This window comes from Pseudomonas sp. Je.1.5.c (genome assembly GCF_051129895.1).
Classification (GTDB): domain Bacteria; phylum Pseudomonadota; class Gammaproteobacteria; order Pseudomonadales; family Pseudomonadaceae; genus Aquipseudomonas; species Aquipseudomonas urmiensis.
In genome coordinates this window covers 87,576-105,905 of sequence record NZ_JBCPSP010000010.1, presented here as the reverse complement: position 1 = coordinate 105,905, position 18,330 = coordinate 87,576, and the positions used below count along the sequence as shown (strand labels likewise).

Annotated in this window: 19 protein-coding genes; 10 read left to right on the top strand and 9 right to left on the bottom strand. The window is 63.3% G+C overall.

Features of this window, described 5'->3' with window-relative positions; genetic code table 11:
* Nucleotides 1-70 precede the first annotated feature (70 nt).
* The gene (locus AAZU54_RS10905) at nt 71-403 is read right to left on the bottom strand and encodes a DOPA 4,5-dioxygenase family protein (protein WP_392467346.1); all 333 of its coding nucleotides are present in this window, start codon (nt 401-403) and stop codon (nt 71-73) included.
* Nucleotides 404-458: 55 nt separating this feature from the next.
* Here AAZU54_RS10905 and AAZU54_RS10900 point away from each other — a divergent pair, with 55 nt between their 5' ends.
* Nucleotides 459-1,064, top strand: coding sequence for an NAD(P)-dependent oxidoreductase (locus AAZU54_RS10900; RefSeq protein ID WP_428628411.1), 606 nt, complete (start codon nt 459-461; stop codon nt 1,062-1,064).
* 97 nt (nt 1,065-1,161) lie between these two features.
* On the opposite strand, the gene AAZU54_RS10895 is transcribed toward AAZU54_RS10900, so the two are convergent.
* The gene (locus AAZU54_RS10895) at nt 1,162-2,061 is read right to left on the bottom strand and encodes a choline sulfate utilization transcriptional regulator (RefSeq protein WP_434727145.1); all 900 of its coding nucleotides are present in this window, start codon (nt 2,059-2,061) and stop codon (nt 1,162-1,164) included.
* Between the two features lie 108 nt (nt 2,062-2,169).
* Between AAZU54_RS10895 and betC the strand changes: the two genes are divergently transcribed.
* The 3 genes from betC to AAZU54_RS10880 all read left to right on the top strand — a co-directional run bounded on the left by betC (nt 2,170) and on the right by AAZU54_RS10880 (nt 6,319).
* Complete coding sequence (gene betC / locus AAZU54_RS10890; protein ID WP_434727144.1) at nt 2,170-3,687, top strand: choline-sulfatase; 1,518 nt, start codon at nt 2,170-2,172, stop codon at nt 3,685-3,687.
* A 14-nt stretch (nt 3,688-3,701) separates the two neighbouring features.
* Nucleotides 3,702-4,628 (top strand): choline ABC transporter substrate-binding protein, encoded by a 927-nt coding sequence (choX, locus tag AAZU54_RS10885; RefSeq protein WP_434727143.1) that lies wholly within the window; start codon nt 3,702-3,704, stop codon nt 4,626-4,628.
* A 125-nt stretch (nt 4,629-4,753) separates the two neighbouring features.
* Nucleotides 4,754-6,319, top strand: a complete 1,566-nt coding sequence (locus tag AAZU54_RS10880; RefSeq protein ID WP_186553154.1) for a SulP family inorganic anion transporter — start codon at nt 4,754-4,756, stop codon at nt 6,317-6,319.
* A gap of 104 nt (nt 6,320-6,423) precedes the next feature.
* Here AAZU54_RS10880 and aroE read toward each other — a convergent pair whose 3' ends face one another.
* Nucleotides 6,424-7,248, bottom strand: coding sequence for a shikimate dehydrogenase (gene aroE, locus AAZU54_RS10875; RefSeq protein ID WP_186553153.1), 825 nt, complete (start codon nt 7,246-7,248; stop codon nt 6,424-6,426).
* A 26-nt stretch (nt 7,249-7,274) separates the two neighbouring features.
* Entirely contained in the window at nt 7,275-8,186 is a 912-nt protein-coding gene (hemF, locus tag AAZU54_RS10870) for an oxygen-dependent coproporphyrinogen oxidase (RefSeq protein WP_186553152.1), read from the bottom strand.
* A 135-nt stretch (nt 8,187-8,321) separates the two neighbouring features.
* Between hemF and AAZU54_RS10865 the strand changes: the two genes are divergently transcribed.
* A complete protein-coding gene (locus AAZU54_RS10865) occupies nt 8,322-9,299 on the top strand; it encodes an NADPH:quinone reductase (protein ID WP_186553151.1) in 978 nt (325 codons plus the stop codon).
* Nucleotides 9,300-9,427: 128 nt separating this feature from the next.
* On the opposite strand, the gene AAZU54_RS10860 is transcribed toward AAZU54_RS10865, so the two are convergent.
* The 3 genes from AAZU54_RS10860 to dprA form a co-directional block, all read right to left on the bottom strand.
* Entirely contained in the window at nt 9,428-9,739 is a 312-nt protein-coding gene (locus tag AAZU54_RS10860) for a DUF3077 domain-containing protein (RefSeq protein WP_312151877.1), read from the bottom strand.
* Between the two features lie 511 nt (nt 9,740-10,250).
* The gene (locus tag AAZU54_RS10855) at nt 10,251-10,808 is read right to left on the bottom strand and encodes an L-threonylcarbamoyladenylate synthase (protein WP_186553149.1); all 558 of its coding nucleotides are present in this window, start codon (nt 10,806-10,808) and stop codon (nt 10,251-10,253) included.
* A gap of 38 nt (nt 10,809-10,846) precedes the next feature.
* Complete coding sequence (dprA, locus tag AAZU54_RS10850; protein ID WP_312151875.1) at nt 10,847-11,944, bottom strand: DNA-processing protein DprA; 1,098 nt, start codon at nt 11,942-11,944, stop codon at nt 10,847-10,849.
* A 209-nt stretch (nt 11,945-12,153) separates the two neighbouring features.
* On the opposite strand from dprA, the gene def reads away from it, so the two are divergent.
* The 5 genes from def to AAZU54_RS10825 are packed head-to-tail and all read left to right on the top strand — an operon-like array spanning nt 12,154 to nt 16,684.
* On the top strand, nt 12,154-12,660 hold the full coding sequence (gene def, locus AAZU54_RS10845) for a peptide deformylase (RefSeq protein ID WP_186553147.1): 507 nt from the start codon (nt 12,154-12,156) through the stop codon (nt 12,658-12,660).
* A 59-nt stretch (nt 12,661-12,719) separates the two neighbouring features.
* A complete protein-coding gene (gene fmt / locus AAZU54_RS10840) occupies nt 12,720-13,652 on the top strand; it encodes a methionyl-tRNA formyltransferase (RefSeq protein WP_264234173.1) in 933 nt (310 codons plus the stop codon).
* Entirely contained in the window at nt 13,649-14,959 is a 1,311-nt protein-coding gene (gene rsmB, locus AAZU54_RS10835; RefSeq protein ID WP_434727142.1) for a 16S rRNA (cytosine(967)-C(5))-methyltransferase RsmB, read from the top strand. The genes fmt and rsmB overlap by 4 nt, the downstream gene beginning before the upstream one ends.
* Before the next feature lie 22 nt (nt 14,960-14,981).
* Nucleotides 14,982-16,355, top strand: coding sequence for a Trk system potassium transporter TrkA (gene trkA, locus AAZU54_RS10830; protein WP_186553144.1), 1,374 nt, complete (start codon nt 14,982-14,984; stop codon nt 16,353-16,355).
* A gap of 11 nt (nt 16,356-16,366) precedes the next feature.
* Nucleotides 16,367-16,684, top strand: a complete 318-nt coding sequence (locus tag AAZU54_RS10825) for a tetratricopeptide repeat protein (RefSeq protein ID WP_434727141.1) — start codon at nt 16,367-16,369, stop codon at nt 16,682-16,684.
* Between the two features lie 160 nt (nt 16,685-16,844).
* Here AAZU54_RS10825 and AAZU54_RS10820 read toward each other — a convergent pair whose 3' ends face one another.
* Together AAZU54_RS10820 and AAZU54_RS10815 are read right to left on the bottom strand one after the other, a co-directional pair.
* Nucleotides 16,845-17,732, bottom strand: coding sequence for a lysophospholipid acyltransferase (locus tag AAZU54_RS10820; RefSeq protein WP_312152473.1), 888 nt, complete (start codon nt 17,730-17,732; stop codon nt 16,845-16,847).
* 41 nt (nt 17,733-17,773) lie between these two features.
* Complete coding sequence (locus AAZU54_RS10815; RefSeq protein ID WP_434727140.1) at nt 17,774-18,325, bottom strand: DNA-3-methyladenine glycosylase I; 552 nt, start codon at nt 18,323-18,325, stop codon at nt 17,774-17,776.
* Between the last annotated feature and the right edge of the window lie 5 nt (nt 18,326-18,330).

Here is an 18,330-nt window from a genome sequence, read left to right as displayed (position 1 = left end):
ACAGGGAATGCGCAGCTGTGATAATTAGCGCTATCGCTGTGGCGGCGCGCTTGCCGGCGAAAGGCCACGATTAATCTTCGAAGATGGCCAGGTCCAGCGGCCTGATCGCTCCCATCCAGATCGCATGATCGCGATGATCGGCCAACTCATCCCCCGTCAGTGGATGCAGAAACACCACCAGTCCCTTGCGATACAGCGCCAGCCACGGCAGCACCACCCCCACCAGTTCCGGCTCGAAGGCCAGCTGGCAGCTCCAGTCCGGATGCGGCCCGACCGGCTTCTGGTGCATACGCCCCATGCTCACCCCAAACAGCCGCGCAGCCTCCTCGCACAGCGCCCGGGCCTGCTCCATGGTCTGCGCATCGTAGTAAATATGGGCGTGATAGCCCTTGATCCTTTGCACGATAACTCCTGAATGCGGTCCAACGATCACCCCCACCGGCACAGGGAGCGATCAGGTGAAAAATGCCGAAACCCCAGTCTTCAAACTGGTCCTGTTCGGGATCCAGAGCAGCCTTGGCAGTGCACTGGCGGTCGAGTTGCTGTCGCGCCAGCACGAGGTTACCGCAGTGGTCGACGACCTCAACCGCCAGGCGCCGCGCCCGGGCCTGCACTTCAAGATAGGCGGGCTGGGCAGTGCTGACCAGGCGCAACAAAGCGTGGCTGGAGGGTCAGCGGTGATCGTCTTGCTCTCGGCGCTGGCACCCGGCGATTGGCCGGCGCAGCGGCAGATGAGCCAGGCACTGGTGGCTGGGCTTGAGCGCACGACTATACGCCGGCTGTTGCTGGTGGGCGATTTTGCTGTGCTGGATACGCCGGGGCAGCAGGTCGAGGAGGCCAATCAGATCGTCGATGTGCTGCAACGCAGTGGGCTGCATTGGACGTTGATCAACGCGCCGCAAGACGTGCCAGGGCTGGGTATCGAGCATTTTCGCAGTGCCGATGGAACGCTGGAGCCGGGGCTCGCTGGGCCTTTGCGGCGTTTGGCCGGGGTCGCGGCGGGGATGGTCGATTGCCTGGAGCTGGATCTGCATCGGGGCGAGCATGTGAACTTCGTGTCATAGCTTCTGGGGCTGCTGTGCAGCCCTTCATGGCGGTTCGGCGCCAAAAACCTGTGGGAGCGGGCTTGCCCGCGAAGGGCTGCGCAGCAGCCCCAAAACCTCACATGCGCCGCTCACTTTCCAACCAATCGACAAACCGCTCGATCAACGCCCCACGGCGCTTACGCGGTGGCAGCACCACGTAATAGCCACGCTCCGAGCGCAAACTGCCCAGCAATGGCCGACACAGCAAGCCCTGTTCCACCAGCCCATCGACCAGATGCGCCCAGCCAATCGCCACCCCCTGCCCAGCAATCGCCGCCTGGATCAGCAAGGTGTAATTGTCGAACCGCAGCTGCCCAGCCGGCGGCGGGCTGGACAAACCCAAGCCGCGAAATACCCCCGCCCAATCAAACCAGCGGCTGGCCTGCTCACCGCGCAAATGCAGCAATGGCAATCGTTGCAAAGCCACGGCTGACAAGGGTTTGCCATGAATCAGCCGTGGGCTGCAAACCGGAAAAACCTCTTCATTGAACAGCCAGCGACTCTCGCCCTGATGAAAGCGCCCATCTCCAAACAACACAGCCACATCGATATCCGGGCGCAACATGCCCTGGCTGCGTTCGCCGGTCACCAGGCTCACATCCACCTGTGGATAGGCCTCATGGAAACGTTGCAAACGTGGCATCAGCCAAAACGCGGCGAAGGCAAAGTCAGTCGCCACCTGCAGCACTTCACGCTGGCTGTGGCCGCTGGCCTGGGCCACACCTTCATCCATCGCCTGCAAACCTTGATGCACCTGCTCGAACAGAAGCTGCCCCGCTTCAGTCAGGGTAATGCCCCGGTAGATCCGGTCGAACAGCCGCGCGCCTAGCTGCGCCTCCAGGCGCTTGACCTGCTGGCTCACCGCCGGCTGGGTTGTACCCAACTCCAGCGCCGCCGCAGTGAAGCTGCGCAAACGGGCAGCGGCCTCGAACACCCGCAAGGTATCCAGCGACAACTCGGCAAGGTGCTCAAACATAAGCTCAGCTAATCCCAGTCATTGCCCGCCATGGGCTTTACCCATGTTATCCACAGTCGCATCCTCGATCGCAAGCCGCTCGCATAACTCTCGACGATGGAAGCCACCATGAAACGACCCAATATCCTGTTCATCATGGCCGACCAGATGGCCGCGCCCATGCTGCCGATCTACGCCCCTTCGCCGATCAAGATGCCGAACCTCAGCCGCCTGGCAGAGCAGGCGGTGGTGTTCGACGCCGCCTACTGCAACAGCCCACTGTGTGCGCCCTCGCGCTTCACCCTGGTCAGCGGCCAGCTGCCCAGCCGCATTGGCGCCTACGACAACGCGGCCGATTTCCCCGCCGACGTTCCTACCTACGCGCACTACCTGCGCCGCCTCGGCTACCGCACGGCGCTGTCAGGCAAGATGCACTTCTGTGGGCCGGACCAGTTGCATGGCTACGAAGAACGCCTGACCAGCGACATCTACCCGGCCGACTACGGCTGGGCGGTGAACTGGGACGCGCCCGAGCAGCGCCCCAGCTGGTACCACAACATGTCCTCGGTGCTGCAAGCCGGGCCGTGCGTGCGCACCAACCAGTTGGATTTCGATGAAGAGGTGGTGTTCAAGGCCCGCCAATACCTCTATGACCATGTCCGTGCAGGCGACGACAAGCCGTTCTGCCTGACCGTGTCGATGACCCACCCGCACGATCCGTACACCATTCCCCAGCACTATTGGGATCTGTACCAGGCTGTGGATATCCCGATGCCGGACGAGGTGCTGGCGCAGCACGAGCAAGACCCGCATTCGCAACGTCTGCTCACGGTCTACGACCTGTGGGACAAACCGCTGCCTGTGGATAAGATCCGCGACGCCCGCCGTGCCTACTTCGGTGCTTGCAGCTACATCGACGACAACATCGGCAAGCTGCTGCAAACCCTGGAGGAATGCGGGCTGAGCGATGACACCCTGATCGTGTTCTCCGGCGATCATGGCGACATGCTTGGCGAGCGTGGCCTTTGGTACAAGATGCACTGGTTCGAGATGTCGGCGCGCGTCCCCCTGCTGGTGCATGCACCCAAGCGGTTCGCTGCCGGGCGGGTCAGCGCGGCAGTGTCTACCTGTGACCTGTTGCCAACCCTGGTCGAACTGGCCGGTGGCCAGGTGCAGGCCGATCTGCACCTGGACGGCCGCTCGCTGCTGGGCCATCTGCAAGGGCAGGGCGGCCATGACGAAGTGATCGGCGAGTACATGGCCGAAGGAACGGTCGGTCCACTGATGATGATTCGCCGCGGCCAATACAAGTTCGTGTACAGCGAAGACGACCCCTGTTTACTCTATGACCTGAGCCGCGACCCGCACGAGCGGGAGAACCTCACCAGCAGCCCGGAACACCAGGCGCTGCTGCAGGCATTTGTCGATCAGGCCCGCCAACGCTGGGATATCCCCAGCCTGCGCCAGCAGGTGCTGGCCAGCCAGCGCCGCCGCCGCTTGGTGGCGCAAGCGTTGGCCATCGGCAAGCTGAACAGCTGGGACCATCAACCGATGGTCGACGCCAGCCAACAGTACATGCGCAATCACATCGATCTCGACGACCTCGAGCGCAAGGCACGTTATCCACAGCCCGCACCTATCGATTGAGTAAAGAGGCCGCCATGAACACATTCTCCACCGCCATGATCAGCCTGGCCCTGAGCCTGGGCGCGGTCACCGCCAACGCCGACAGCGACGCACAGTGCAGCACGGTCAAACTGGCCGACCCTGGCTGGAGCGATATCGCCTCGACCAACGCCGTCGCCCGCTTGCTCCTGGAAAGCCTGGGTTATCAGGTGAAGATCGACAGCCTGGCGGTGCCAATCATCTATGGCGGCCTCAAGGACGGCAAGGTCGATGCCTTCCTCGGCAACTGGATGCCCGCGCACCAAGGCTTTCATGACAAGTTCATCGCCAACGGCGATGTGCAGAAACTCAGCCGCAACCTGCAAGGCACCGAATTCACCCTGGCGGTACCTGATTACGTGTGGAATGCCGGGGTCAAGGACTTCGCCGACCTGCAAAAACATGCCGCGCAGTTCGACAATAAGTTGTATGGGATCGGCTCTGGCGCGCCGGCTAACCTGTCGCTCAAAGAAATCATCGATAAAAACCAGTTCGACCTGGGCAAATGGAAACTGGTTGAGTCCAGTGAACAGGCAATGCTCACCCAGGTTGAGCGGGCAGTGAAGAAGCACCAATTCATCACCTTCCTCGGCTGGACCCCGCATCCGATGAATGTGAAGTTGAAGATGCATTACCTCACCGGCGGCGAGCAGTGGTTTGGCAGTAAAGGCGAGGTGTACACCTTGGTGCGCAAGGGTTATCCACAAGCCTGCCCCAATGCAGCGAAGCTACTGGCGAACCTGAGCTTCGATCTGGACATGGAGAACAGCATCATGGCGCAGGTTGTGGATAACAAAGTGAGCTTCGATGTGGCGGCCAAGGACTGGCTGAAGGTGCATCCCGAGCGGCTGCAGGGGTGGTTGGCTGGAGTGACCGCGAAAGAGGGTGGTGATGCGCTGACGGCGGTCAAAGCCAAGCTATAGTGGCGCTTTCATCGCGGGGCAAGCCCGCTCCCACGCAACATCCCTTTACCTAGGGGTAATTCGTGGCAGCGGGCTTGCCCCGCGATAGCGCCCGCTCAAACACCGCAAACCTTGGATAGATCGCCATGCCCCGCCTGACCCACCTGCTGCCGTTCCTCGCCTGGCTCCCCCGGCAATCGCGCCGTAGCCTGCGCCAGGACCTGCTGGTCGGCCTCAGCGGCGCGATCCTGGCTCTGCCGCAATCGATCGCCTACGCCCTGATCGCCGGCCTGCCCGCTGAATACGGCTTGTACGCCGCCATCGTGCCGGTGCTGATCGCCTGCCTGTGGGGCTCATCCTGGCACCTGATCTGCGGCCCCACCGCGGCAATCTCGATCGTTCTCTACACCAGCATCAGCCCCCTGGCCGTCAGCGGCAGCGCCGACTACGTCACCCTGATCCTGCTGCTGACCTTCCTGGGCGGCGCCTTTCAGCTATTACTCGGGCTGCTGCGCTTCGGTGCGCTGGTCAACTTCGTCTCGCATTCGGTGGTCCTCGGCTTCACCCTCGGCGCGGCTATCGTCATCGCCCTGGGCCAACTGCCGAATCTGCTGGGCATGGACCTGCCCAGCCAGGCTACAGCGCTAAAAACCCTCCAGGATCTGCTTGCCCATGCCGGGGAGGTCGACCTGCCATCGCTAAGCCTGGGCCTGGCCACATTGTTGATAGGCATCGTAATCAAGCTGCTGCGCCCGCGCTGGCCCAGCCTGTTGATAAGTCTGATCGTGGTCAGCCTGGCTGCTTGGCTGATGCCGAGCATGTTCGGCCACGTGCCACGGGTGCCGGCGTTCATTGGCCAACTGCCGCCACTGAGCCCGCTGCCACTGCTGGACCTGGAACTGATCCTGCGCCTGCTCCCCAGCGCCGTGGCGATCGGCATGCTCGGCCTGGTGACCAGTCTGTCCATCGCCCGCTCGCTGTCGGCGCGCTCCGAACAACTGATCGACGCCAACCAAGAGATCCGCGCCCAAGGCCTGTCGAACATGGTCGGGGCGGTGTTCTCCGGCTACCTGTCGTCGGGGTCTTTCACCCGTTCCGGCCTGAGCTACGAGGCCGGCGCCCGCTCGCCCATGGCCGGGGTGTTCTCGGCACTGTGGGTGGCGCTGTTCGCGGTAACCGGCGCCGGGTTGATCGCGCATTTGCCGATTCCGGCCATGGCCGGGAGCATTTTGTTGATCTGCTGGGGCTTGGTGGATCATCGCGGCATTCGTGCGTTGTTCCGGGTCAGCCGTGCCGAGTTTCTGGTGATGGCGCTGACAGCTGCCGCCACGCTGCTCCTGGAATTGCAGACAGCGATCTATGCAGGGGTGCTGGCGTCGCTGTTCTTCTACCTCAAGCGCACTTCACGGCCACGGGTGCAGCAGAGTCGAGAAGGGCAGGCGGATGTGCTGCGGGTGGGCGGGTCGATCTTCTTTGGTGCCGCGCATTACCTGCAGGTGCGCTTGCAGCGCTGCCAGGGGCCGCATGTGGTGATCGATGCGCGGCAGGTCAACTTCATCGATTACTCAGGGGTCGACATGCTGCACCGCGAGGCGCGGAGATTAGGCCGTAATGGCGGCAGCCTGACCCTGCAAAGGGCGCGGCCGCAGGTGGTTGAAGAGTTGCAGAAGCTGGAAGGGGCTGAGTTGTGTCCGATCCGCTTTGAAGAGTGAGACCCACATCGCGGGGCAAGCCCGCTCGCACAGGGACAACGTGAACCCACCTGGGAGCGGGCTTGACCCGCGAAGGGCCGCAAAGCGGCCCCAACATCTCAAATTCAGCCGCGCGCCAACTGCCGACGCAGCTCGTCGAGCACCGGCCCGGTCTCGGGACGAACCCCACGCCAGATGAAAAACGCCTCAGCCGCCTGCTCCGCCAGCATCCCCAACCCATCCAGTACCTGCGCGGCGCCTAACCGGCTGGCCCATTGGCAAAACGGGGTTGGCTCCTTGCCATACATCATGTCGTAGCACACCGTGCGCCCCGCCTCGACCAAGCTCTCGGCAATCGCTGGCATCTCGCCCGCCAGGCTCGCGGAAGTTGCATTGATGATCAGGTCGACCGGCTCCTGCAACCAGGCAAAACCACTGGCGACCACAGGCCCAAGTTCATCGAACTCCTGCGCCAGCTGTTCAGCCTTTTCCACCGTGCGGTTTGCGATCACCACCGACTGCGGGTTATGCGCCAGAAGCGGCTCCAACACCCCACGCACGGCGCCGCCGGCACCGAGGATGAGGATGCGCTTGCCCGTCAGCTCGACCCCAGCATTCACTGTCAGGTCACGCACCAGGCCCGCACCGTCGGTGTTATCGCCCTGCAACGTGCCATCGGCCAGCTTGCTCAGCGTATTCACCGCGCCAGCGCGCTGGGCTCGTGGGGTCAGGCTGTCGCACAGGCGATAGGCCTCTTCCTTGAACGGCACCGTGACGTTGGCGCCGCTGCCCTGCTTGAAGAAGCCCCGGGCGCAGTCGCTGAAGTCATCCAGTGGCGCCAGCAGCGTGTTGTACTCGATGTCCTGGCCGGTCTGGTCGGCGAACAGGCGATGGATCAACGGCGACTTGCTGTGGCCGATCGGGTTGCCGAAAACGACGTACTGGTCCATGAGGGCTCCTCGGTTATCCACAGGGCTCACTGGCCGAGCCAGTCGCGATCCTGCAGGAAGTACTCGGTCAGGCGCGCTTCTTCGCTGCCCGGCGCGGCCTTCCAATCGTAGCCCCAACGCACTTGCGGCGGCAGCGACATGAGGATCGACTCGGTACGGCCACCCGACTGCAGGCCGAACAGGGTGCCGCGGTCATAGACCAGGTTGAACTCAACATAGCGCCCGCGGCGGTATTCCTGGAACTCGCGCTGCTCAGCGGTATAGGGCGTGTCCTTGCGGCGCTGGACGATTGGCAGGTAGGCCTGAACATAGGCATCGCCGATGGCGCGGATGAAGGCAAAGCAGGTGTCGAAGTCCCACTCGTTCAAGTCATCGAAGAACAACCCACCAATACCACGCGGCTCGCCGCGGTGCTTGAGGTGGAAGTAGCGGTCGCACCAGGCCTTGTAGCGCGGGTAGACATCAGCGCCAAACGGCGCGCAGGCCTGCTCGGCGACGCGGTGCCAATGCACGCAGTCTTCCTCGTTGCCATAGTAGGGCGTCAGGTCGAAGCCACCGCCGAACCACCAGACCGCTTCCTCGCCTTCTTTCTCGGCGATGAAAAAGCGCACATTGGCGTGCGAAGTAGGGACATGCGGGTTGTGCGGGTGGATCACCAGCGACACGCCCAGCGCCTCGAAGCCGCGTCCGGCCAGCTCCGGCCGGTGAGCGCTGGCCGAAGGCGGCAGGCCTGAACCGAATACGTGGGAGAAATTGACTCCCCCTTTTTCGATCACCTTGCCCTCACCGATCACCCGCGTGCGCCCGCCACCACCGGCTTCGCGCACCCAGGCGTCCTCGACGAAGCGGGCGCCGCCGTCTTCGGTTTCAAGGGCAGAGCAGATGCGGTCTTGCAGGTCGAGCAGATAGGCCTTCACGGCCTCGGTGCGGCTGGTCATCGGGTCACCTGGGAGGGGCAGGGGAAGAATTCGCCGCGTAGCATACCACCGGCAACTGGCCCGCCGCAGTTGACGGCGATCAAGCAAAGGCGTCCGATAGAAGGCCTGCTTCAATCCCGACAACAGGAGTGCGAGATGGCCCAGCGTATCCAGTTCAGCCAGCATGGCGGCCCAGAAGTCCTGCAACTGGTCGAGTTCGACCCGGCCCCACCCGGCCCACAGCAAGTGCGCGTACGTAACCAGGCAGTCGGCCTGAACTTCATCGACACCTATTTTCGCAGTGGCCTGTATGCACCACCCTCGCTGCCCTCGGGCCTAGGCACCGAAGGCGCCGGCGTGGTCGATGCCGTGGGCGAGGGCGTCACCCGCCTGAAGGTCGGCGACCGCGTGGCCTATGCCGGCGGCCCGCTGGGTGCCTACAGCGATGTGCACACCCTGCCAGCAGCGAATCTGGTCAAGCTGCCCGACAGCATCAGCTTCGAGCAGGCCGCTGCGGTGATGCTCAAGGGCCTGACCGTGCAGTACCTGCTCAAGCAGACCTACGCCGTGCAGCCGGGCGATGTGATTCTGTTCCACGCCGCTGCCGGTGGGGTCGGTTCGCTGGCGTGCCAGTGGGCGGCAGCTCTGGGAGCCAAGCTGATTGGCACCGTCAGCTCGGCCGAGAAGGCCGAACGGGCCAAGGCGCTGGGCGCCTGGGAGACGATCGACTACAGCCGCGAAGACGTCGCCAAGCGCGTGCTGGAGCTGACTGACGGCAAGAAAGTGCCAGTGGTGTACGACGGGGTTGGCGCCGATACCTGGCTGACCTCGCTGGATTGCCTGCAACCGCGCGGCCTGATGGTGAGCTTTGGTAATGCCTCGGGCGCGGTCAGCGGGGTGAACCTGGGAATCCTGTCGCAGAAGGGCTCGCTGTATGTGACCCGCCCGACGTTGGCTAGCTATGCCAACAATGCCGAGAACACCCAGGCCATGGCCGATGACCTGTTCGCGATGATTGCCAGTGGCAAGCTGACCGTGGATATCCAGCAGCGTTATCCGCTGAGTGAAGCGGCCAAGGCGCAGACTGAATTGTCGGCGCGGCGCACGGTGGGTTCGACGGTTCTTCTGCCCTGACGCCAGTGGGGCCGCTTAGCGGCCCAATCGCGGGGCAAGCCCGCTCCCACGTTATAAGTGTGACCCCGAGGATTTTCGCGGTACTCATGGTCCACGTGGGAGCGGGCTTGCCCCGCGATAGCGTCAACTCAGACCGCCAATCGCTTGCTCAATGTCCCGGACTCGAAGCTGTCGAGCAACGCTTCAACCACCCCCTCAGCCGCCTCGACCGCATGCAGGTTCGCCCAGAACATGCCGCGGCCTTCTTCGCGCAGATGATCAATGGCCTGCATGCCTGTTTCGTAGGCACAGCGCAGGTGCAGGGCTACGTGGACCAAGGCGTCTTCGATGGGGATGTTGGGGTTTACCGAATACAGCGGCGGGTGGCCGGCATCGCAGCGGCCGAAGGGGTGAGCGGTGGTGCAAGGAAGAGGTGGGTCGGGAACGATTTTTTTAGCCATTGGAAAATGCTCCTCAATGCCGCCGCCAATCACTACCACGTGAATTGGGTGGCGACTGTACGCGAGGTGGTAGACCCGGGCATTTTCCAATCCAGGCAGGCTCGAAAGCCTCCCACGCACAGCCGCCATAGACTGTCATGGAGAAACGCACCCGGGCTACCACACCCGATCGCCGAGTTATTCAGCGACGAAATGAAGCCTAGAGGTACGAGTTCCCACTGAGAAGGTAACGGCGTTCGACAGCGTGCGTAGGATATTTCTCTGAATGCCGTTGGGACAGCCATATAAGACAAATTCAGAAAAATCTGGGCGCTGCGCCAGCACTGTTTCGTTGTTCACACAGACACTATCGCGGGGCAAGCCCGCTCCCACGTGATAGCTCCCACGTCATAGCCGCAACCCGCACGATTTCGCGCCATTTAGCATCCACGTGGGAGCGGGCTTGCCCCGCGATAAGGCTCCACGCAACGGCAATTCCTTACCTGACTGCATTGGCCCCAGAATGCCGATTTCAGCCCGCGCGAACCACTTCACCGGTGGCCAGATCACGAATCACACTCGGATTCTTCCGCCCCCCCAGCGCCCCGCCCAGCACCAGGTCCAGCTGGCCGCGGAAATACTGCTCGACGCGCAACCGGCTCTTGGCCGCTGGCCGCCCCCCAGGGTTGGCGGATGTCGAGATCAACGGCCCGACCAGCGCACACAACTCGCGCACCAGCGGATGATCGCTGACCCGCAACGCCACCGTATCGTGCTGCCCGGTCACCCACTCGGGCAACAAGCCTTGATGCGGCACCAGCCAGGTATTAGGCCCGGGCCAGGTGCTGCTCATGCGCTCGATCCAGTCTTCGGGGAAGTCTTCGAACAGGAAGTCGAACTGGTGAATGTTGTCGGCAACCAGAATCAGGCCTTTATCCACAGGCCGCGACTTGAGCGCCAGCAGGCGATACACCGCGTCTTCGTTCCACGGGTCGCAGCCCAGGCCCCAGACCGCTTCCGTCGGATAGGCAATCACCGCGCCCGCCCGAATCTCCCGTGCGGCTTGTTGCACACGCCAACTGCTCACCATTGCTGTCTCTCCGCATATAAAGCTGATCTGCAGTTTACTTAGCCGGACCGCGCAAACCAACGCCCAGCTTCATTGCTGACCCGCCCTTCAAGCTCAAGCTCGGTGAGGCTGGCCAACACCTGCGCCATGGGCTGGCCGCTGCTGCGCGCCAGGCCCTCGCTGGTCTGCGGCTGGGCATGCAACAAGGCGAGCAGGGGATGGGCAGGCTTATCCACAGGCGCAGGAGGCAGGTTCTGCCAACCGCGCAGACTGTCGAGGATCTGTTCCACGCTCTCTACCAACAAGGCGCCGTCGCGAATCAGTTGGTGACAGCCCTTGGCGCCAGGGTGGTGGATGGAGCCAGGCAGCGCGTACACCTCACGGCCTTGCTCAGCTGCCAGCCGCGCGCTGATCAACGAGCCACTGGCCAGGCTCGCCTCAACCACCAGCACGCCCAACGACAGGCCGCTGATGATCCGGTTGCGGCGAGGGAAGTTGGCAGGCAACGGGCCGGCGTCCAGTGGGAACTCGGAAACCACCGCACTACCGCGCTCGATCATCGCCTGGGCGAGCGACTGGTGGCGCTGTGGATAAAGTTTTTCCAAGCCCGTGCCCAGCACCCCAATCGTGCTCCCGCCCGCCTCCAATGCGGCCCGATGAGCGGCACCGTCGACGCCCACCGCCAAGCCGCTGGTGATGGTAAATCCGGCCTTGGCCAGGTAGCGCGAGAACATCGCCGCGTTATCCAGCGCAGGCGGTGTCGCCCTGCGACTGCCGACGATCGCCAGCTGCGGGCGCTCGAGCAGGGCTGGGTTACCGGCGACAAAAAGCAGCGGCGGGGCATCGTCGATTTCGCCCAGCAGCGGTGGATAACCCGGCTGGTCCCACATCAGTAAATGCTGGCCAGGCCGCTCTAGCCAGGCCATTGCGGCACTTGCACCATCGCGCACCTCAGGGCTGCGGCGCGCTTCGCAGGCGGCTGCGGGAATGCCCAACGTACGCCACGCGGTGGCCGGCGCACTGAGTGCCGAAGAGGCACTGCCGAAAGCTTCGATCAGCGTTTGAAAGCGCCGCAGACCCACCTCGGGCAGCCGATGCAGACGCAAACGCGCCTCAAGCTCGGCAGGCGGACAAGCAGACGAATGGTGTTCAGGCATGGCAGATCATCCTTGATCGACAGAGGGTCATCCACCTGGCACAACCTGTGGATAACTGTGTTGATAATACTTTGACAACCTGTCAGTCGAATGGGCTATAAGGCGTCCTTTGAAACCCTAGACGAGCTTTGCCAGGTGCTGAATCCCCCGTTTCCCTTTATTATGTGTGCTCAGTTTTCAACCGACCGCACAGTGACTGCCTGACCCCTATGGCCATTTTGAACATTCTCGAATTCCCTGACCCGCGCCTGCGCACCATCGCCAAACCGGTGACGGAGTTCGACGACGCCCTGCGCCAGCTGATCGACGACATGTTTGAAACCATGTACGAAGCCCCTGGCATCGGCCTGGCCGCGACCCAGGTCAACGTACACCTGCGCCTGGTGGTGATGGACCTGAGCGAAGATCGCAGCGAGCCACGGGTGTTCATCAACCCCGAGGTCGAAGAGCTGACCCACGACATGGGCCAGTACCAGGAAGGCTGCCTGTCGGTGCCGGGCTTCTACGAGAACGTCGACCGCCCGTTGCGGGTCCGGGTCAAGGCTCAGGATCGCGATGGCAAACCGTACGAGCTGGAGGCCGAGGGCCTGCTTGCGGTGTGCATCCAGCACGAGCTGGATCACCTCAACGGCAAGCTGTTCGTCGACTACCTGTCGCAGCTCAAACGTGACCGGATCAAGAAGAAGCTGGAAAAGCAGCACCGCCAGCAAGCCTGATTCCCACCTTGCAGAAGGCTTGCTCCGGCAAGCCTTTTTCTTTTTTAAGCGAGAACTCCATGCGCATCGTCTTCGCAGGCACCCCAGAGTTTGCCGCCGAACACCTCAAAGCCCTGCTCGACAGCCCCTACCAAGTGGTGGCGGTATACACCCAGCCGGATCGCCCGGCGGGCCGTGGGCAGAAGCTCATGCCGAGCCCGGTCAAGCAATTGGCTGTGGCCCATGACATCCCGGTGTTGCAGCCGCCAACCTTGCGCAATGCCGAGGCTCAGGCGGAGCTGGCCGCGCTCAAGCCCGACCTGATGGTGGTGGTTGCCTACGGCCTGATCCTGCCGCAGGCGGTGCTCGACATCCCGCGCCTGGGCTGCATCAACAGCCATGCCTCGCTGCTGCCACGCTGGCGCGGTGCGGCGCCGATCCAACGCGCCGTGGAAGCCGGCGATGCCCAGAGCGGCGTCACCGTGATGCGCATGGAAGCAGGGCTGGATACCGGGCCGATGCTGCTCAAGGTAGTCACCCCGATCAGCGCCGACGATACCGGCGGCAGCCTGCACGATCGCCTCGCCGAGATGGGCCCGCCAGCCGTGGTCCAGGCCATCGCCGGCCTGGCCGATGGCAGCCTGCAAGGTGAAGTGCAGGACGATGCCCTGGCCACCTATGCGCACAAGCTGAACAAAGACGAAGCACGCATCGACTGGAACCGCCCGGCGGTGGAGCTGGAGCGCCTGGTGCGCGCCTTCAACCCTTGGCCGGTGTGCCACAGCACCCTCGATGGCGAGAGCGTCAAGGTACTGGCCGCCAACTTGTCCACAGGCAAGGGCGCACCGGGCGAGATCCTCAGCGCCAGCAAAGACGGCCTGGTGGTCGCCTGCGGTGACCAGGCACTGAGCCTGACCCGCCTGCAACTGCCAGGTGGCAAGGCGCTGAATTTCAGCGACCTGTTCAACAGCCGTCGCGAGAAATTCGCCAGCGGTAAGGTGCTTGGCCAATGAACCCACGTCTGGCCGCCGCCCGCGCCCTGGCCGCCGTGCTCAGCGGCAAGGCTTCGCTGAACAGCTCGCTGCCAGCTCAACTGGACAAGGTCGACGAGCGCGACCGTGGCCTGACCCAAGACTTGGCGTTCGGCACCGCCCGTTGGCAGCCACGCCTGGACCTGTTGGCCGAGAAGCTCTTGCAGAAGCCTTTCAAAGCCGCCGACTGCGATGTGCAGGCGTTGTTGCTGGTCGGCCTGTACCAGCTGTTCTACACGCGCATTCCGGCCCATGCCGCCATTGGCGAGACCGTGGGCTGCGCCGACAAGCTGAAAAAACCCTGGGCCAAGGCCCTGCTCAATGCCGTGCTGCGCCGCGCCCAGCGGGAAGGGGAAGAGATCCTCGCCGGTATGGAGCGCGATCCGGTGGTGCGCACTGCCCATCCGCGCTGGCTGCAGAAGTCGCTCAAGGCCTTCTGGCCAGAGCAGTGGGAAGCGATTTGCGCGGCCAACAACGCCCACCCGCCGATGATCCTGCGGGTAAATCGCCGCCATCACAGCCGCGATGCCTACCTGGCGTTGCTGGCTGAAGCGGGCATCACTGCCAGCGCTTGCCAATACAGCCGTGACGGCATCGTGCTCGAAGCCGCCTGCGACGTGCGCGGCCTGCCGGGCTTTGCCGACGGTTGGGTCAGCGTGCAGGACGAGGCCGCGCAACTGGCTGCCGATCTGCTCGATCTGGCGCCCGGCCAGCGCGTGCTCGACGCCTGCTGCGCGCCGGGCGGCAAGACCTGCCACCTGCTCGAAGCCGAACAGGGCCTGAGCGAAGTGGTCGCCATCGACCTGGAAGCCAAGCGCCTGACCCGTGTGCGCGAGAACCTCGACCGTTTGCAGCTGGACGCCAAGCTGATCGCCTGTGACGCCCGCGAAACCGCCGCCTGGTGGGACGGCAAGCAGTTCCAGCGGATCCTGCTCGACGCCCCATGCTCGGCCACCGGCGTGATCCGCCGTCACCCCGACATCAAGCTGACCCGCCAGGCCGACGACATCCCGGCCTTGGCCAGCCTGCAAGGCGAATTGCTCGATGCCCTGTGGCCGACCCTGGAAGTCGGCGGCATGCTGCTCTACGCCACCTGCTCGAGCCTGCCGACGGAAAACACCGAAGTGATCGATGCCTTCCTGGCCCGCACCCCTGGGGCTCGCGAGCTGGACCTGGCCACCGCAGCCGGCCTGCGCCAGGCGCATGGTCGCCAGCTGTTGGCCCAGGAAGGCGGCCACGACGGCTTCTACTATGCCAAGCTGATCAAGATTGCCGCTTCGCGCGGATAAAAATAAAGGTTAGGAGTAGCGGATGAAGATCATCATCCTGGGCGCAGGCCAGGTAGGCGGCACGCTGGCGGAACACTTGGCCAGCGAAGCCAACGACATCACGGTGGTCGACACCGATGGCGAACGCCTGCGCGACCTCGGCGATCGCCTCGATATCCGCACCGTACAAGGCCGTGGCTCGTTGCCAACGGTCCTGCGCCAGGCCGGCGCCGATGACGCCGACATGTTGGTAGCGGTCACCAACAGCGACGAGACCAACATGGTCGCCTGCCAGGTCGCCTATTCGCTGTTCCATACCCCGACCAAGATCGCCCGGGTGCGTGAGTCGGCCTACCTCACCCGCGAAGAGCTGTTCCACAACGACCACATTCCGGTCGACGTGCTGATCAGCCCCGAGCAGGTGGTGACCAACTACATCAAGCGCCTGATCGAGCACCCCGGCGCGCTGCAGGTGATCGACTTCGCCGAAGGCAAGGCGCAGCTGGTGGCGGTCAAGGCCTATTATGGCGGCCCCCTGGTCGGCCAGCAGCTACGCCAGATCCGCGCGCACATGCCCAACGTCGACACCCGGGTGGCGGCGATCTTCCGTCGCGACCGGCCGATCAAGCCGCATGGCGATACCGTGATCGAAGCCGACGACGAAGTGTTCTTCATCGCCGCCAAGGCCCACATCCGAGCGGTGATGGGCGAGCTGCGGCGCATCGACGAAACCAACAAGCGTGTGGTCATCGCCGGTGGCGGGCAGATCGGCGAACGTCTGGCCGAGGCCATCGAGAGCCGCTATCAGGTCAAGATCATCGAGATGAGCCCGGCGCGTTGCCGCTATCTGTCCGACACCCTGGAAAGCACTGTGGTGTTGCAGGGCAGCGCTTCGGACAAGGACCTGATGCTTGAAGAGAACATCGCCGACGCCGATATCTTCCTGGCCCTGACCAACGATGACGAGGCCAACATCATGTCCTCGCTGCTGGCCAAGCGCCTGGGCGCGAGCAAGGTCATGACACTTATCAACAACCCGGCCTATGTCGACCTGGTCCAGGGCGGCGATATCGATATCGCCATCAGCCCGCAGCTGGCGACCATCGGCACCTTGCTGGCGCACGTGCGCCGCGGCGATATCGTCAGCGTGCACTCGCTGCGTCGGGGCGCGGCGGAAGCCATCGAAGCGGTGGCGCACGGCGATTCGAAGTCGAGCAAGGTGATTGGCAAGGCCATCGAAGACATCGCCCTGCCGCCCGGCACCACCATCGGCGCGATCATTCGCGACGAACAAGTGCTGATTGCCCACGACGACACGGTGATCGAGGCCGGCGACCATGTGATTCTGTTCGTTGTGGATAAAAAGCATATCCGTGACGTGGAGAAGCTGTTCCACGTGGGCTTGAGCTTCTTCTAAGGAGAAACGGCATGCGCGAATCGCTGGAAAAAATGCTCGCCAAGGGTGTGGATAACGCGCTGTTGCGCTTTGGTCTGGGCAAGGCTTGGCTGGATGAGGGCAACGGCGCTGAGGCGGCGGTGCACCTGACGCGGTGTGTCGAGCAGGATCCGAAGTATTCGGCGGCTTGGAAGCTTTTAGGTAAGGCGTATCAGCTGGACGGCAACCTGGAGGCGGCGCGCAAGGCCTGGGAGGAGGGCATTGCCGCCGCGCAGGCGCATGGCGACAAGCAGGCCGAAAAAGAGATGACGGTGTTTCTCAAAAAGCTGGATAAAGCTGCCAGACCTTAATGCGTTTTGCCTGAGCCACCGCAATCGCGGGGCAAGCCCGCTCCCACGTAGTCCGAGCCGAGCCCAAAATGTGGGCCTTGCAGAGACCTCGTGGGAGCGGGCTTGCCCCGCGATTGCGATGGCTCAGGCAGTCACTCTCTTAACTGACTAGCATTCGATGTCAGTACCAGCGCGCCTCGCCCGCCGGGCGCTTCTTGAAGCGTTTCATGCTCCACATGTACTGGCTCGGATACTCACGCACATAACGCTCGACCACCTTGCTCATGGCCGCCGCCGATACGGTCACATCGTCGCTGTACATCTCTTGCGGCGCCGCTTCCAGAATCACCCGGAACCCCGAGCCATCCGGCAGCCGCAGGGCATGCAGGAACACCCCCACCGCCTTGCCACCGGCGAGCATGTTCGGCACGAACTTGCTGGTCAGCGCCTGCGTACCCAGGAACGGTACGAACACCCCCGCCGACTCAGCCGGCTCCGGGTCAGCGGGGATCCCCACCTGGCCACCACGACGCACTTCCTTGATCACGCTAAGGATGCCTTCCTTGGTCGACGGCGCCACGCGGTTACCCATCTGCACGCGCTGTTCGCGCAGCAAGTCATCCACCGCCTTGAGCTTGGGCGGGCGGTAGAAAATGATCGGTTTGCACTGGCTGCAATAGAAGTGGTTCAACACCTCCCAGTTGCCCAAGTGGCTGGTGATACCGACCACGCCCTTGCCCGAGGCCAGGGCCTGCTCCAGCACTTCCAGGCCGTGCACTTCCTTGACCAGCTCGAGCGAGCGCTGTGGTGGCCAGATCCAGGCGCAGGCGCTTTCGACGAACGATTTGCCAATGTCACGCAGGGCGCGGCCCACCAGTTGCTCGCGCTCGGCAGGATCCATTTCCGGGAAGCACTTGGCCAGGTTGATCCGCACCACGTTGCGCGAACCGTTAGGAATCTTCCACATGAGCCAGCCGATACCCGCGCCAACTCGCTGCACTGCCCCCCAGGGCAGTTTGGCGAACAGTCGCAGCACCCCGACCATCAGGGCGCCTTTGAATTTTTCCACAGCCCTATTCCTTATTTCTGCAAGGCGCGCATTGTAACCCCTCAGCGCAGCAACGCGGCGTAGCGATCGCAGTCGGTGGTGTGATCCATGACCATGCCGGTGGCTTGCATGAAGGCGTAGCAGATGGTCGGGCCGACGAACATGAAGCCGGCTTTTTGCAGCGCCTTGCTCATCGCCTTGGCTTCGTCGGTGACTGCCGGGACGTCGCTGCGGCCCTTGAAGTGGTTGATCTTCGGCTCACCACCCACGAACGACCAGAGCCACTGCGCGGGGTTATCCACAGCCAGCCAGGCCTTGGCATTGCGCCGGGCGGCGTTGAGTTTGAGGCGGTTGCGGATGATCCCGGCATCGAGCATCAGCTCCTCGATGCGCTCATCGCCCATTTGCGCCAGCTGCACCGGGTCAAAGCCATACATCACCTGGCGATAGCGCTCGCGTTTGCGCAGCACGGTGATCCATGACAGCCCCGCCTGGAACCCTTCGAGCAAAAGCATCTCGAACAGCAACGCCGGGTCGCGCTGTGGCGTTCCCCATTCCTGGTCGTGATAGGCCTGGTACAACGGATCGTCGGTACACCAAAAGCAGCGTGGCATAAGGC